Genomic DNA, 15,483 nt, shown 5'->3' on the forward strand with positions numbered 1-15,483 from the left:
GCAGATTTCAAAAATGGAACAGTAAGGAGGACCACAATTATGAAAAAGAAATTAGTAGCAGTTATGATGTGTGCAGCAATGGTGGCAATGCTTGGCGTAGGATGTGGAAGTAAATCAAGTGATGATTCTTCATCCAAATCCGAGACCAAGAAAACTCTGACAGAAGATGATATCAAAGACAGCATGAAAGGTGTAAAACTGAAAGTCGGAACAACCGGACTTTTCGGACCATTTTCTTATTATGATGAAGATGGAAAGACATTGATAGGATATGATCTGGATCTGATAAATGATTTGCAGGACCTGTTAGGATTTGAGATTGACGGAGGCATTCAGGCAATGGATTATTCGGCTCTCACAACCTCACTTGCAGAAAACAAACTGGATATGGGAGCTGCAGCACTTTGTGCAACAGATGAAAGAAAAGAAGTTATGAAGTTCTCAGATATCTATTGTGATTCCGGCCAGGTTGTTATGGTAAATAAATCAAATGACGAAGGAATCAAGAGTGTTGATGACCTGAAAGGCAAGAAAGTAGCCGTAGAAAAAGGAACAGCTTCTCATACGTATGCATCTAAGAACCTTTCCGATGCAGATCTGGAAGTACATGATACGATCACAACCGCATACGAATCTCTGGAACAGAAGAAAGTAGATGCAGTTATTCAGGACGGACCTGGAGCAAACTTCTATATAAAGACAACACCGGACAGCAATCTTGAAGTCGTAGGAGATGAATTCAATCAGGGCCAGGCACCATATTGTGTAGCAATTTCCAAAGAATGCAAATATTACGATGAGATCAATGCGGCTGTAAAAGTACTGATCAAAAATGGTACAACAGATGAATTGTATGCAAAATGGTGCGAATAGATCTTATGGATTATATTTGAAATGAACGAAAAAAACAACAGATAGGAAGAGATAGTATATGGATATGAAATTTTTGGATGTTTTACTCCCGATGATGTTTGAAGGATTAAAACTAACAGTATTGATCGCTGTAGTAGGTATCGGTATCGGATTCCTGATCGGAAGTCTCTGTGGATATTTATTACAGTCTAAGTATAAAGTAGGAAAAGCAATCGCTGAGGTTTACATTTGGATTATCAGAGCAACACCACTTATGGTGCAGGCACTTTACGGATATTTCGTAATTCCCAAATTGGTCGGCGTAGATATCAGCAGTACGATCGTCGGAATTGGGGTTATTGCATTGAACTCCGGAGCATTTATTTCTGAGATCGTCAAAGGAGCACTGATGGGAATTGATCCGGGACAGAAAGAAGCCGGAGCATCTCTTGGACTTACCAGTTCACAGACGATGCTCCACCTGATCATTCCTCCGGCATTCAAATCCGCCTTACCGGCCCTCTTTAACCAGTTTATTACATCCGTAAAGGATACGGCATTATTATCAGCCATTGCGGTAAATGAGATCACACATCAGGCACAGGCATATGCAGCTTTAAGCTTTAAAGCAATTCCTACATATACCGCATTGGCAGTGTTCTACTTGATAATACTTTCTATATTGATAATTGTTCAGAAACAGATTGAAAGAAAAATGAGGTGATTGATATGATTAAAATTAGCCATTTATCAAAGAAATTCGGAAACCTGGAAGTATTAAAAGATATCAACCTTGATATCGAGGAAGGAGAAGTTGTATGTATCATCGGACCATCCGGTTCCGGAAAAAGTACCTTCCTTCGATGCATCAACCAGTTGGAGAGTCCATCCGGAGGAATTGTAGAATACGAAGGAAAGAACCTGTTAGATAAGAAATGTGACATTCGTAAATTCCGTGAAGAGGTTGGTATGGTATTTCAGAGATTCAATCTGTTCCCATTAAAGACGGTTGCGGAGAATGTTATGATGGCACCGGTTCTTACCAAACATATGAACAAAGAAGAAGCGCATGAAAAAGCGCTGGAACTTTTGGATAAAGTCGGATTAAAAGATAAAGCAGATGTCTATCCAAGTACACTTTCCGGAGGACAGCAGCAGCGAGTTGCCATAGCAAGAGCACTTGCAATGGAACCGAAAGCACTTCTTTTTGATGAACCGACATCCGCACTGGATCCGGAACTGGTAGGTGATGTACTGGATGTTATGAAATCCCTGGCAAAAGAAGGAATGACGATGATCGTTGTGACACATGAGATGGGATTTGCCCGTGATGTGGCAGACAGAGTTATCTTCATGGCTGATGGATATGTAGTAGAAGAAGGAAAGCCAGAACGCATCTTTACAGCTCCGAAAGAGAGAAGAACACAGACCTTCCTGTCACGTATTCTTCCGGCAACTGCATAGAATACAGATTAGAAAATCAATAACAGAGACGCTTAACTAAATATTGATATACTATCCTTTTGAGGGGCAGGGTGACCTGCCCTTCTCGGTTTGTGTATAATAAAATTCTATATTGACAGAAAAAAATAGTTGTACTAACATCCAAGTAGTTGATGGTACAACTATTTTTGAGCGCGTTGTACTGGAGATCAAAGAATGAAAGACGTGCAGGATTTTCAGATTGAATGGAGGGTCTTGCTTGCCGTGACAATTTCGGGCCTGATCTATAATCTGGGACTTCTTGCGGGTCCCTGGTTTGAAGGAAAGATGACCGGATGTCTGGTAGATATTTTAAAAGGAACAAAGCAGTCTGGCGTTATGCTGTATCTGGTAACTGATTATGTGGCGGTGATAGCGGCGGTTGCAGGGCCGGCTATCTTACTGCTTGATGAAATTACGGCTAATCTGGATGCCGAGACAGAACAGAATGTATTAATGGCGTTAAAGAAAGTTTCGAAGGACAGGACGGTGATATCTATTTCACACAGAATGACTGCTTCGATGGGACGTACGATTTTTATATCATAGTATGCAATAGAACAGACAAACCAGATAAAAGAGAGGAATACAGGGGAAAATGACAAAGGGGAAACCACAGACAACAAAAAACAATACGGCACAGGAGAATCTGACAGAGCGGTTGGAACGAAAAGAGACAGTGAGGGGAACTGCACTTACCATTGCAGGAGGGTTCTTGTGGGGGATTGCCGGAGTATTTGGAAAATACACATTTGAGTACAAAGGAGTGACTGCAACGTGGATCGTGAATGTACGTCTGATCATTGCAGGGATCATATTATTGACCAGAGCGTATATGGTGCAGAAGGACGGAATATTCCGTATCTGGAAAAATAAGCGGCATGTGCTCAGGATGCTGGTATATGGAGTGATTGGTATCGCCGGATGTCAGATGACGTATTATCTGGCGGTGGAAGATTCCAATGCGGGAATTGCAACTGTTCTGCAGTATACGGCGCCGGTAATGATTATGGTACTTCTTGCACTTAAGAACTGGAAACTTCCGGGAAAAAATGAAATCCTTGCCCTGATCCTTGCATTTGGCGGAACGGTATTGCTGGCAACACATGGTAATCTGACTCAGTTAAGTGTATCGAAAACGACATTGATATTCGGTCTTTCATCGGCAGTCGCAACGATATTCTATAATCTGGTTCCGGGGAATCTGATGGATATCTATGGAACATTTCCGATGGTTGGCTGGGGTATGCTGATCAGTGGAATCGGTCTGACACCATTTGTGCGGCCATGGACGCTGGTGGAAGATATTACCTGGGACTGGCAATGTATTGGCTGTATTGTAGTTGTGATTATTTTCGGTACAGTGATGTCTTTTAGCTGTTATATGGAAGGCGTACGGCTGATCGGTGGTTCCAAGGCAAGTCTGCTCGCATCGGTAGAGCCGTTAACAGCGACAGCAATGTCCGTGATTTTTATGCATGTGGCATTTTCCGGAATGGATCTGGCAGGATTTGTCGGAATCATTGCCGGTGTGATCATATTGTCACTTCCAAAGAAGAAATAAGAGAAAGATTGTTTAACGCAGTACTATGATGAAAGAAACTGTCTTTTAATTAACAAATATAAATGATGCATAAATGCATAAAAATAGAATAAAATGTATAAAATTGGGAGGAAAAACAAAAAACATTCGTCTATAATTGCATCTATATATTGATTTTCATAAATAATTGTGATAAAATTAACGAATAATAAAGGAATACGGAGGGTATAATATGTTAAACGGTTTAAACAACATTGTAAACTTCCTGAATGGTTACATCTGGGGTGTAGGAATGTTGGTACTGATTGTAGGAAGCGGTTTATATTTTACAATCAGACTGCATGGTTTCCAGTTTGTACATTTTAAGGATATGTGGAGCAGAATTATTGACAAACAGGATTCTGACTCGGGAATTTCGGCATTCGGTTCGTTCTGTACGACTATGGCAATGCGTGTCGGTACAGGAAACGTAGCCGGAGTTGCGGTAGCAATTTACATGGGAGGTCCGGGAGCATTGTTCTGGATGATCCTTGCAGGTATGACGAACTCAGCAGTATGCTTCGCAGAGTGTACACTGGCAGTTCTGTATAAGACACGTATTGACGGCCAGTATCGTGGTGGTGGAGCTTATTGTGCAGAGAGAGGTCTTGGATGGAAGAAATATGGTACATTTATGGCCCTGATTCTTATGATCGGAACTTCTGTATTCATGCCGGCAGCAGCTACATATACAATCTGTGACGGATTCCATAATGCGATCAAGATTCCGATGTGGGTAAGTGCATTGATCATTGCATTGATTCTTGCAGTAGTAGTTATCGGTGGTGTAAAACGTATCAGTGCGATCGCATCTATGATCGTACCATTCATGGTAACGGTATATCTGATCGCAGCAGTTGTAATTATTGTTATGAACATTACAGCAGTACCGGCACTGATCAAAACAGTTGTAACAGCAGCATTTGCCAAGAATGCAGTATTTGGTGGAACAATCGGTGTGATCATCCAGCAGGGTGTTAAGAGAGGTACATTCTCAAGTGCATCTGGTATGGGTGAAGCATCTCCTACAGCAGCAGCGGCAGAGACAAGCCATCCGGTAAAACAGGGTATGGCCAATGCAGCAGGTGTATGGCTTGATACAGTTATCGTCTGTACTGCATCAGGACTTATGATTCTGTTAACAGACTGCTTTAATACAGCAGGCGGATATGTCGGAAGTGGCTCTACAGAACTTCCTGCACTCGCAGCAGCAGGAACGAACGGAGTTATCTTCGTACAGTTAGCATGTAAGACAGTTATGGGCAAGATCGCTCCTACATTTATTGCGATTATGTTAGCACTGTTCTCATTCACATGTCTGATCAGTTACTACTATGAAGCAGAGACAGCAGCTATGTATCTGTTCCAGGGTGAATCAAAAGCAAAAGTACGTAAAGTTGTTACATGGATCATGAGAATTGCAATGCCTGTTCTGATCTTCATCTGGGGTAACCTGGAATCAGATATCGCATGGAACTTATCAGACCTGGCACTTGGAAGTTGTACATGGGTAAATATGTTGATCGTGCTTCTGTTATCACCAAAGGTAATCGCACTTTATAAAGATTACGAAGAACAGATGAAAGCGAAGAAAGATCCATATTACAATCCGGATAAAATCTCATGGTCCGGAGTTGATAAAGAGATGTGGAAAGATATCAATAAGAAATATATTGAGAATGATAAATAAATCTTGAAAAAAAGGCCCCCGGGAGATGTTTTGGTATGCTCCCTGTCAAGAGGACAATAAAAAATAATAAATTTTTGTATCGTCAGCCATGCTATGGCTGGCGATATTTTATGCTGCTTTTGTATATTGCTCATGATATTTCATTGGTGTCATTACATGCAGTTTTCTTTGAAGTCGTTGGTTGTTGTAGTAATCTATGTAATTAGCTATCGCAGTAATCAAAGAGCTTCTGTCATTAAAACGCTGTTTATAATACATTTCTCGTTTTAGAATTCCCCAAAACCCTTCCATTGGTCCATTGTCAATACAGTGGGCAACTCTAGACATACTCTGCTTCATATGATGTTTTTTTAATCTAGTATAAAACTGTGCGCTTGTATATTGAAAGCCTCGATCAGAATGAACTAATGGGTGTGCATCTGGCTCCTGACGAACAGCCTCATCAAACGTGTCCATAACTAATGGATTATCATTATGATCGCTGATTTTAAAGGAAACAATCCTTCTATCATATAAATCTAAAATAGCACTCAGATAAACTTTATGAACTTCTATTCCGTTGTAGTATTTAAATTCAGAAACATCTGTAAGCCACTTTTCATTCGGTTTTTCGGCGTGAAATTCACGGTGTAAATAGTTTTTTGCTATGTGATCAGGATTTCTGTCTCCTCTGGTACAACTCTTAGGTTTCCATTTAATATTTGATTTTATATCGTATTTCCTACAAATACGAAGTACTCGTTTATCATTCACATGAATTCCTTTATGTCCATCTAATTCATCACGAATCCTTCGGTATCCCATATCTGGATGCTGGTGATGAATCCTTTGGATTTCAGTGGATAGTCTTTCGTTTCGAAGTTCATTATTACTTTTCGGATATTTTCCCCAGCGGTAATACGCAGAACGTGTAACATTAAGATATTTACAAAGTCTATCTATGGGATAATGCTTAGTAGACGATAGTTTTTGGATGGCTTCATATTCGGCTAACCGATGGATTAAAGATAGCGACCCCTCCTTTCCAGTTCTCTGACTTTTTTTAACAGATCATTCTCCATTTGTAAGTCTAGATTTCTTCTTTCCAGTTCAGCTATCTTGTCACGTAGCTCTTCTTCAGGTGTTCTGCTTGGAAGAGAAGCTATACGACGTCCACGTCTGTCTTCCAGACCCGCTTGACCCATCTTTTCGTATCGTATTACCCAATTGCGAACTTGTTGATAGGAACAATCATATTTGAGTGCCATTGCACCATAATTCTTATCATTTGCAAGACAATCTGTTACTATTTTTAATCTCTCATCAAGTGTAGTGTTCTTTGCCTTTTTCATGTAAGCACCTCCAGTGGATATTTTTAATATTCCACCAGAATTATACACCTTAATCCAATCGGAAAGCTGTCTGTGTGAACGAATTCCGTATTTTGTGCAAATATCCTGAAGAGATCCTTCTCCGTTAAGATAATCATTTATAGCAGATATTTTTAAATCTTTTGAATAAGATTTGTTTTTCGGTTGATTGAGTAATCCAGTTGGTCCATCATACTGATAAATAGAAATCCAATTTCGAATACTATGATGATCAACTCCCAATTCTTTTCCTGCTTGCTGTATGCCAATTTCTCCTGCAAGGTAGCGTTCGACTATTTTTACTTTTTCTACTGGTTCTATCTTACTCTTTCTGAACATGAAAATACCCCCATATAGGACTTTTATATTTCATTGTCCTATATGAGGGTAGCATACCATTTCCTGGGGGATTTTTTTGTTTAATACATGAAGCGGCTGACGCCCTTACAACTTCTTCATCGTAGAATCATAGTCCGAAACAGGATACCAAGTTTATCTTGTGGACCGGGGTAAGCCAAGATGATGAATTAAACAGCAAATTATTTATCATAATCTTTCGAACAAACACTAATCCCCATTCCATATCCCTTTGGTCCGATATGGCATCCTACACTGAATGAAAGTGGATCATAGTATACATAAGAATTCGGAAATGCTTCTACAAGCATCTGTTTCCATTCTGCGGCCTCTTCTTCCGTGAGGTTAGAGCCGGCAGCACCAACGAGAAGATGTTTGTCGTCAGCGTCTTTAAATCGTGTCTCACGGTCATTCTTTAATGCTTCAACCATTTTCTGCTTACATTTCTTCATGCCGCGTGTCTTGGCAAATGCGTCCAGCTTACCACCCTGGATAGTGAGAATCGGCTTGATGTTAAGAACACTTCCGAGTGCAGCACCGGCTGCGGTGACGCGTCCGCCTTTTTTCAGGAACTCAAGAGTGTCGACAGCAATATAGATACTGGAGTTATAGGCTTCGGCCTCTAATACTTCTTTGATCTCTTTTGCTGATTTTCCGGCTTCTGCAAGCTTCTTGGCATGCATGACAGATTCTCTCTGCGTAACGGAGATTCTGTGGTTGTCTGCAACCTGTACTTTGCCATCATAATCATCGGAAAGGCTGATAGCGGTTGAACAAGAAGCACTCAGTCCGCTGGACATTGGGATATGAATGATCTCATCATAACCCTGTTCTAATATATCATCCCAGAGATCCATCAGATCGCCTGGAGATGGCTGGGATGTAGATACATTCTGTCCGCCGGTCAGGCTTCCGTAGAAAGAATCTTCTGTAAGATCAATTCCCTCATAATGTGTCTCATCATCGATAATGACTGGCATAGGAATCAGGAAAATTCCCATGGAGTCGGCTTCTGCTTTCATAATTCCGCTGTTGGTATCTGTCATAACAGCTGTTTTCATATGTGAAAACCTCCTTTGTACTCTTTACTATCTATCAGTTATGGAATAAATATTCTTCATTATAATATGATTATTCGGTTCGTGTATCACCCCAGAAGAACAAAGCAACTGTGCCCGGTCCTGTATGACTTCCAATCGTCGTACCTACGTTATTGATCTCGACTTTTCCATTCAGATATGGGAAGCGGGATTCCACAAGATCGGCAACTGCTCTGGCATCTTCGTAGCATTCGGAGTGAGAAATGTAACATTTCCCATTATAGTCGGTCTGGTGATCGGCATATTCGGCCATCTTATCTACAATAGTGCGAATGACTTTACGCTTTGTACGAATCTTATATCTTGGAATCAGACGGCCCTGATTATCCATGTTAAGAAGAGGGCAGATATTTAAGACACCTCCGATAGCACCTGCTGTTTTGGAAATGCGTCCGCCCTTTACGTAAAATGTAAGATCGGTAGAAAAGAACCAGTGATGTACGTTGAGACGGTGCTTTTCAGCATAGCGGAAAACCTCGTCCAGAGATTTCCCCTCGTCGCGAAGATCGGCAAGTTTATCCATCAAAAGTCCATATCCGGAAGATGCGCCGAGAGAATCTACGATCAGGATCTTGCGGTCAGGATAACGTTCTTCAAGATTCTCTTTTGCAATCATTGCAGAATTAATTACTCCTGAAATTCCGGATGAAAGTGTGATATGCAGGATATCTTTTCCTGCTTTAAGGAAAGGTTCGAAATATTCTTCAAATTCTTCGGCATTGACCTGTGAAGTCTTCGTATCGGCTCCGGCCGCCATAGCTGCATAGAATTGATCGAATGGGATAGATTTTCCAAGATCGTCTGCGTATTCTTTGCCATTCAGCTCAAAGTGAAAACAGATGTAAGATATGTCGCGTGCTTTAAAATGTTCTTCAGTAAGATCTGCTGTTGAACAGCAGCTGATAATATAATCCCTCATAATGTTCAAGTCCTTCCTTAATATATCTGGAATACTAATCTATACTCCAAGTGATAAAAATTGTATCATTTTCTCAGATTAAATTCAATATTTACAAGGGAAAGAAGGAGAAAAAGGTGAAATTGTTGCGGAAATTCGTGGTACAATATTCATGCGTTAGAAGTACTGCATAAAGAATACAGTAGAAGCGTATAAGAAGTAATAGATATCTGTAATAGGATATCTGGAAAATAAAAAAGATACAGGGAAAGCATATGAGTAAAAAGAATGATACAGATAACCATATAGAAATAGAAAAAAGGAAAAGCATGTTAACAGATTGCGTACTGTGCCCAAGAAATTGTCACGCAGACCGTATAAACGGCCGGTGGGGAAGATGTCATGAGACCGCGGAAATCGTTGTGGCAAGGGCTGCGCTGCATATGTGGGAAGAACCTTGCATATCCGGAGATGCTGGCTCAGGAGCCGTATTTTTTTCCGGCTGCCCGATGGGCTGCGTTTTTTGTCAGAACCATAATATAGCCGAAGCAAAAGCAGGAAAGTCAATTACGGTAGAAAGACTGTCAGAAATATTCCTGGAACTGCAGGAAAAAGGGGCGGCCAATATCAATCTCGTAACGCCGACGCATTATGTTTTGCAGATCATAGAAGCGTTAGATCTGGCAAGAAAAGAAGGTCTGTCTCTTCCTATTGTCTACAATACGAGCGGCTATGAAAAGCCGGAGACGATACGGATGCTGGATGGATACGTAGACGTCTATCTTCCGGATTTTAAATACATGGAATCAGAACTTGCGGCAGCATATTCCGGGGCACCCGATTATCCGAAATATGCGAAAGCAGCCTTAAAAGAAATGCTGCATCAGACGGGAAACATTCAGATTGATAAAGACACCGGTATGATACAAAAAGGCGTGATTGTAAGACATCTGGTACTTCCGGGACATGTGAAAAACTCTAAAGCAGTCATAAAATATCTGCTCGAAACCTATCAAGACCAGATCCTGATCAGCATCATGAATCAATACACCCCAATGCCGCAAGTGTCAGGAGATCCACTACTCAGCCGTAAAGTTACAAAAAGAGAATACGAAAAAGTTATAGATTACGCACTGGAACTTGGAATGGAAGACGGCTTCATTCAGGAAGGAGAAGCCGCAAAAGAAAGCTTCATCCCGGAATTTGATTGTGAGGGGGTATAGATATTGGATTTATTATCGTGGCTTCTCATGTCGTGATTGGCATAATGCCGGACCTGTGCACTGGCCATAAACTAATAATCTAAAATATAAACTTCCGCCTTCACAAAACTCCATGATCTGTGCTTTCATCATTAAGGCATGAACTCACAAGCTACCGCATAAATTCATTAATCACATGCAGTACCCCATCCTCATCATTCGATTTCGTAATATAATCTGCCGTCTCCCGTACCGCAGGCTGAGCATTTGCCATAGCCACGCCAAGACCGGCAGTTTCAATCATCGTCAGATCATTATATCCGTCACCGCAACAGATCATCTGTTCAGTGGTCAGTCCGATACTCGTTAATAACTTAAGCAGGGAATGCGCCTTGTCGATTCCGGCTGGCATAACTTCTACGAAGAAAGGGTCGGAACAGTAGACCGAAAGATAAGAATGAAACTGTTTACTTAGTTCTTTGCGTATCTGATCTAATACAGCCGGATCTCCGGTTACAAGAAATTTATTCGGATCATCCGGAACGCAGTCCAGAAAGTTCTCACTTGCGTCAATGACAGGCATCTGATTGATGCGGGATTCGAGTTCTGTATATTGGTTGGATTTAATACCGGATAAGATATGTTCCGGGGTATAAGTCAGGACATCAATCCCCTGGCTGGCGTATTTTCGGACCGTTTTGTAGACTCCCTGAATACAATCAGCAGGAAGAATCTTGTTGTAGATTGCCTGCTTTGTCCGGCAGTCTGTAATGCGGCCACCGTTAAAAGAAAGGATATAACTTCCGTAATCTTCCAGATGAAGCTGTTCGGCCAGTGGCATAACGCCCTGTGTCGGGCGGCCGCTGGCGAGTACAACTTTTTTTCCGGCCTCCTGGATCTCGATCAGAGCTTCCAGGGTCGGCTGTGTAATTTCTTTTTTGGAGTTGGTAAGAGTTCCGTCCAGATCAAGGACGAGAATCTGATAATCCATAAATATGTTCTCCTTAAATCTATAATTCTTCCAGAGCGTGAACAATCTGTGGGAAATTCATTCCGTGAGAAGCTTTTACCAGAACATTGTCTCCATCTTTGATGATGTCAGGTATAGCCTGGATAAAGCTTTCATTATCTGCAAACCAGAGTGCCTCTGTATTCGCACCTTTGGACGCTTCTTCTACCAGAGAGCGTGTCAGATCACCGATTCCACAGACAAGGTCTACATTCTGTTCGGCTGCGTATGTACCGACTTCTGCATGAAGTGCCTCTGCAGTGTCACCGAGTTCTCCCATATTACCAAGAACTGCAACCTTACGTCCGATTGCCATGTTAAGGACATCAATGGAAGCCTTCATGGAGATTGGGTTGGCATTGTAACAGTCATCTAAGATGATCATATGATCGGTCTCGATGATGTGGTTACGTCCAGGGATGGAAGGCAGGGATTCGATGCCGGCCTTGATCTCATCAGCAGTCAGTCCCAGTGTGTATCCGACAGCAGCACCTGCAACAGCATTGCTTACCATGTGGATACCCGGTACAGGAACCAGACAGTCGAAAGAAGAGCCATCCTTTAATGTGATGGTGCAGGAAGTTCCGCGAAGTCCCTGTGGCTCGATATTGTCAGCACGAAATGCACAGTTGTCTCCCATTCCAAAGAAGACAGGAGTCACACCTTTGACAGGACTCATTTTGGACAGCAGGTCATCGTCACCATTCAGGATAATGGAACCACCGTTCTTCATATCCTGGATCATCTGCGATTTTTCCTGAAGGATTCCCTCTCTTGTCTTGAAGAATTCCAGATGTGCGATACCGATATTGGTGATCACACAGATGTCAGGACTGGCTACAGAAGAGAGACGGCGCATCTCACCGAAATGATTGACACCCATCTCAAGGACCGCAACTTCTGTGTCCTCCGGCATATCGAAGATGGTGATTGGAAGTCCCCATTCGTTATTGAAGTTGCCAAGTGTTTTGTGTACGTGATATTTCTGAGCCAGAACGGATGCGATCATCTCTTTGGTGCTGGTCTTTCCAACACTTCCGGTAATTCCGACAACCTTCATGTCGAAAGAATCACGGTAAAGCTTGGCAATGTCGAGCAGTGCCTGGCCTGTGGATTCTACCAGGATATAAGGGAAATCCGTCTCACCGAGATCTTCGTGTGATACGACACACATGGCACCGGCTTTTACAGTATCCGGGATGAATTTGTGTGCATTGACACGTTCTCCGTCAATGGCAACAAATAAGTAACCAGGCTGCACCTTCCGGCTGTCGATCACGACGCCGGATACTTCCTGGCTGAGGATACTTTCATCACCATGGAAGGTACCTCTGCAGGCCTTGGTTATATTTTCAATTGAAAGATTTTTCATGGATCTTCATCCTCCTTAATAGCGGGCTTTTATAGATTCCTGAATGATAGCCTCGCAAAGTTCACTGTATTCATATCCGGCAGCCTTGGCAGCTTTCGGAAGAAGGCTTGCTGCTGTCATTCCAGGAAGGGCGTTCATTTCCAGACAGTAGAATTCACCGTCTGCATCGGATACGATAAAGTCGGCACGGGAATATACATCCATGCGAAGTGCTTCGAATGCACGTTCTCCGGCACGCTGGATCAATTCTTGCGTCTCTTCATCGAGAGATACAGGAGGACAGATCTCGGAAGCGCCGCCTGCCTGATATTTGTTCGCATAGTCGAAGAGTCCGTCCTTTGGAACGATCTCAACAAGCGGAAGAGCTTTTCCGGCAAGGATACCGCAGGCGAATTCACGGCCCTTGATAAATGGTTCGATGACAACTTCGTCTGTGTTGTCAACATCGAAGGATTTGTGGATTGCATCGTAATATTCTTCTTCTGTGTGGCAGATGTATACACCGATACTAGATCCGTTAGAGCATGGTTTTACAACCAGTGGAAGATAGTAACCAAGCTCGTCCAGAGGGGTATCTTTTGTCTTAGATGTCAGGGAAGTTCCTCTTGGAGTCGGAACACCACTGGTCTTGAAGATCTGTTTTGTAACCAGTTTGTTCATGGACAGTGTACATCCAAGAGAGTTTGGTCCTGTATATTTGATTCCCAGGTTGTCGAATGTTGCCTGGAGTTTTCCGTTTTCACCGATGGAACCGTGAAGTGCCATGAATGTGATATCAGCCATCTGGCAGAGTTCAATGACATTTGGTCCGATCTCGGAAGGTGATTGGTCCGGACGTGACTTGCGCAGTGCATCAAGATCCGGTACAGAAGTAGAGATTCCTTTGGAAATCTCAAGTCCGCCGTCCGGGCGGTCGAATACTTCTTCTAATTTATCAGAATCGCATGGAAGGCCGAAGAACACATCCAGAAGGAATGCCTGATGTCCCATTTCACGGAGAGTTTTACAGATTCCGGCTCCTGAAAGTAAGGATACATCTCTTTCCGGACTGAGTCCGCCTGCTAATACTATAATTTTCATGATCGATAAGTCCTCCTTTAATCTGTCATAGTCATCTGATCAAGTAATGATTGTTTTACAGCGTAGAGTTTCTGGGAAAGATCCACGTAAACTCTGTGCGGGTAGAAGAGACGCTTGGTCTCGTCCCATAACGTATCTTTCTCCTCACGGCAGTATGCTGCGATCTCCTTTAATGTAGGAGATTTGTAGAGGCACTCGCCGTTCTTGAAGATTGGTAAGAGAATTTCACGTACGTTGTAAGTACCACCGGCAAGCTTAGTCTTCTTCCAGGTATCCATAGGATCGAAGAGAAGCAGATCCTGTTTTGGATCAATGACTTCATCGGCAAAGCAGATGAGATCAGCTTTGATCTTTCCGCTTGCTTTTTCGTAGATACGATAGATTGTCTTATTGCCAGGGTTGGTGATCTTCTCAGTATTTTCAGATATTTTTATCTTAGGAACAAATTCGCCTTCTTCATTCTGGATGGCTGCAAGCTTGTACACACCTCCGAATGAAGGACAGTCCTTGGAAGTGATCAGATTGGTACCGACACCCCAGGAATCAATGGCTGCCCCCTGCATCTTAAGATCGTGGAGAAGGAACTCGTCCAGATCGTTAGAAGCACAGATGGTAGCTTCCGGGAATCCGGCTTCATCTAACATCTTTCTGGCTTCTTTTGATAAATATGCAAGGTCACCGCTGTCCAGGCGGATTCCGTATTTGATCAGAGGTTTTCCGGCGTCTTTAAATTCCTGGAATACGCGGATGGCATTCGGAACACCGGATTTTAAAGTATCGTAAGTGTCAACTAAGAGTGTACAATTGTCCGGATACATCTCTGCATAAGTTTTGAATGCGGTGTACTCATCCGGGAAACTCATGATCCAGCTGTGCGCGTGGGTTCCCATAACAGGAACGTCGAACATCTGTCCGGCAAGTACATTGGAAGTACCGACACATCCGCCGATCATCGCTGCTCTTGCACCGTATAATCCTGCATCCGGTCCCTGGGCACGGCGAAGGCCGAATTCCATGATACCGTCGCCATTGGCTGCGAATACGATACGGGAAGTCTTGGTTGCAATCAGAGACTGATGATTGATGATATTCAGGATCGCCGTCTCAACAAGCTGTGCTTCCATGATCGGAGCAACCACTTTCAGAAGAGGTTCCTTCGGAAATACGACTGTTCCCTCCGGGATGGCATAGATGTCACCGCTGAAGTGGAAGCCGCTCAGATAATGAAGGAAATCTTCTTTGAAGATTCCAAGACCTCTTAAATAGTCTACATCATCATAAGTAAAATGCAAATTCTTTATATAATCGATTACCTGATCAAGACCTGCACATACAGAATATCCGTTGTTACAAGGGTTCTGGCGGAAAAATACATCGAAGATGACATTTTCGTTCTGCCCTTTTTCATAATATCCTTGCATCATAGTAAGTTCGTACAGATCTGTCAGCAAGGTAAGATTTCGTTTGCTCATTTTCAAACTCCTTTTTTCTGCTGTTTGCAGTACATTTC

General features: G+C 42.5%; 15 protein-coding genes. 7 read left to right on the top strand and 8 right to left on the bottom strand.

The genetic code is table 11. From position 1 onward, the window contains the following. Positions 1-39 precede the first annotated feature (39 nt). The 6 genes from NQ508_RS01215 (at position 40) to NQ508_RS01240 (ending at position 5,606) form a co-directional block, all read left to right on the top strand. Positions 40-873: a transporter substrate-binding domain-containing protein gene (locus tag NQ508_RS01215; RefSeq protein ID WP_006426939.1), complete on the top strand. Its 834-nt coding sequence runs from the start codon at positions 40-42 to the stop codon at positions 871-873. Positions 874-931: 58 nt separating this feature from the next. After that, positions 932-1,576 carry an amino acid ABC transporter permease gene (locus tag NQ508_RS01220; RefSeq protein WP_006426938.1) on the top strand — a complete coding sequence of 215 codons (645 nt, stop codon included), beginning with the start codon at positions 932-934 and terminating at the stop codon, positions 1,574-1,576. After that, entirely contained in the window at positions 1,573-2,316 is a 744-nt protein-coding gene (locus NQ508_RS01225; RefSeq protein WP_334290489.1) for an amino acid ABC transporter ATP-binding protein, read from the top strand. The genes NQ508_RS01220 and NQ508_RS01225 overlap by 4 nt, the downstream gene beginning before the upstream one ends. A gap of 195 nt (positions 2,317-2,511) precedes the next feature. Further along, a complete protein-coding gene (locus NQ508_RS14045) occupies positions 2,512-2,883 on the top strand; it encodes a P-loop NTPase family protein (RefSeq protein ID WP_006426936.1) in 372 nt (123 codons plus the stop codon). Positions 2,884-2,932: 49 nt separating this feature from the next. Then, the gene (locus NQ508_RS01235; protein ID WP_006426935.1) at positions 2,933-3,898 is read left to right on the top strand and encodes a DMT family transporter; all 966 of its coding nucleotides are present in this window, start codon (positions 2,933-2,935) and stop codon (positions 3,896-3,898) included. A 211-nt stretch (positions 3,899-4,109) separates the two neighbouring features. Next, positions 4,110-5,606, top strand: coding sequence for an alanine/glycine:cation symporter family protein (locus NQ508_RS01240; RefSeq protein ID WP_006426934.1), 1,497 nt, complete (start codon positions 4,110-4,112; stop codon positions 5,604-5,606). Positions 5,607-5,714: 108 nt separating this feature from the next. On the opposite strand, the gene NQ508_RS01245 is transcribed toward NQ508_RS01240, so the two are convergent. From NQ508_RS01245 to NQ508_RS01260, 4 genes are all read right to left on the bottom strand, one after another. Beyond that, positions 5,715-6,608 (bottom strand): IS3 family transposase, encoded by an 894-nt coding sequence (locus NQ508_RS01245; RefSeq protein WP_226851847.1) that lies wholly within the window; start codon positions 6,606-6,608, stop codon positions 5,715-5,717. Continuing rightward, positions 6,608-7,294, bottom strand: a complete 687-nt coding sequence (locus tag NQ508_RS01250) for a helix-turn-helix domain-containing protein (protein ID WP_006426932.1) — start codon at positions 7,292-7,294, stop codon at positions 6,608-6,610. The genes NQ508_RS01245 and NQ508_RS01250 overlap by 1 nt, the downstream gene beginning before the upstream one ends. Positions 7,295-7,494: 200 nt before the next feature. Then, a complete protein-coding gene (locus NQ508_RS01255) occupies positions 7,495-8,373 on the bottom strand; it encodes a DegV family protein (RefSeq protein ID WP_006426931.1) in 879 nt (292 codons plus the stop codon). Between the two features lie 70 nt (positions 8,374-8,443). Then, complete coding sequence (locus NQ508_RS01260; protein ID WP_006426930.1) at positions 8,444-9,331, bottom strand: DegV family protein; 888 nt, start codon at positions 9,329-9,331, stop codon at positions 8,444-8,446. A gap of 254 nt (positions 9,332-9,585) precedes the next feature. Between NQ508_RS01260 and NQ508_RS01265 the strand changes: the two genes are divergently transcribed. After that, on the top strand, positions 9,586-10,533 hold the full coding sequence (locus NQ508_RS01265; RefSeq protein WP_006426069.1) for a radical SAM protein: 948 nt from the start codon (positions 9,586-9,588) through the stop codon (positions 10,531-10,533). A 151-nt stretch (positions 10,534-10,684) separates the two neighbouring features. Here the strand turns inward: NQ508_RS01265 and NQ508_RS01270 are convergent, their stop codons facing one another. The 4 genes from NQ508_RS01270 to NQ508_RS01285 are packed head-to-tail and all read right to left on the bottom strand — an operon-like array spanning position 10,685 to position 15,445. After that, on the bottom strand, positions 10,685-11,503 hold the full coding sequence (locus NQ508_RS01270) for a Cof-type HAD-IIB family hydrolase (RefSeq protein WP_006426929.1): 819 nt from the start codon (positions 11,501-11,503) through the stop codon (positions 10,685-10,687). 19 nt (positions 11,504-11,522) lie between these two features. Beyond that, the gene (locus NQ508_RS01275) at positions 11,523-12,893 is read right to left on the bottom strand and encodes a UDP-N-acetylmuramoyl-tripeptide--D-alanyl-D-alanine ligase (protein ID WP_006426928.1); all 1,371 of its coding nucleotides are present in this window, start codon (positions 12,891-12,893) and stop codon (positions 11,523-11,525) included. A 15-nt stretch (positions 12,894-12,908) separates the two neighbouring features. Next, a complete protein-coding gene (locus NQ508_RS01280; protein ID WP_006426927.1) occupies positions 12,909-13,973 on the bottom strand; it encodes a D-alanine--D-alanine ligase family protein in 1,065 nt (354 codons plus the stop codon). A gap of 17 nt (positions 13,974-13,990) precedes the next feature. Further along, positions 13,991-15,445: a nicotinate phosphoribosyltransferase gene (locus tag NQ508_RS01285; RefSeq protein ID WP_006426926.1), complete on the bottom strand. Its 1,455-nt coding sequence runs from the start codon at positions 15,443-15,445 to the stop codon at positions 13,991-13,993. Positions 15,446-15,483 lie beyond the last annotated feature (38 nt).

Origin of the sequence: Dorea longicatena (genome assembly GCF_025150085.1) — a bacterium.
GTDB classification, from domain to species: Bacteria; Bacillota; Clostridia; order Lachnospirales; family Lachnospiraceae; genus Dorea_A; species Dorea_A longicatena.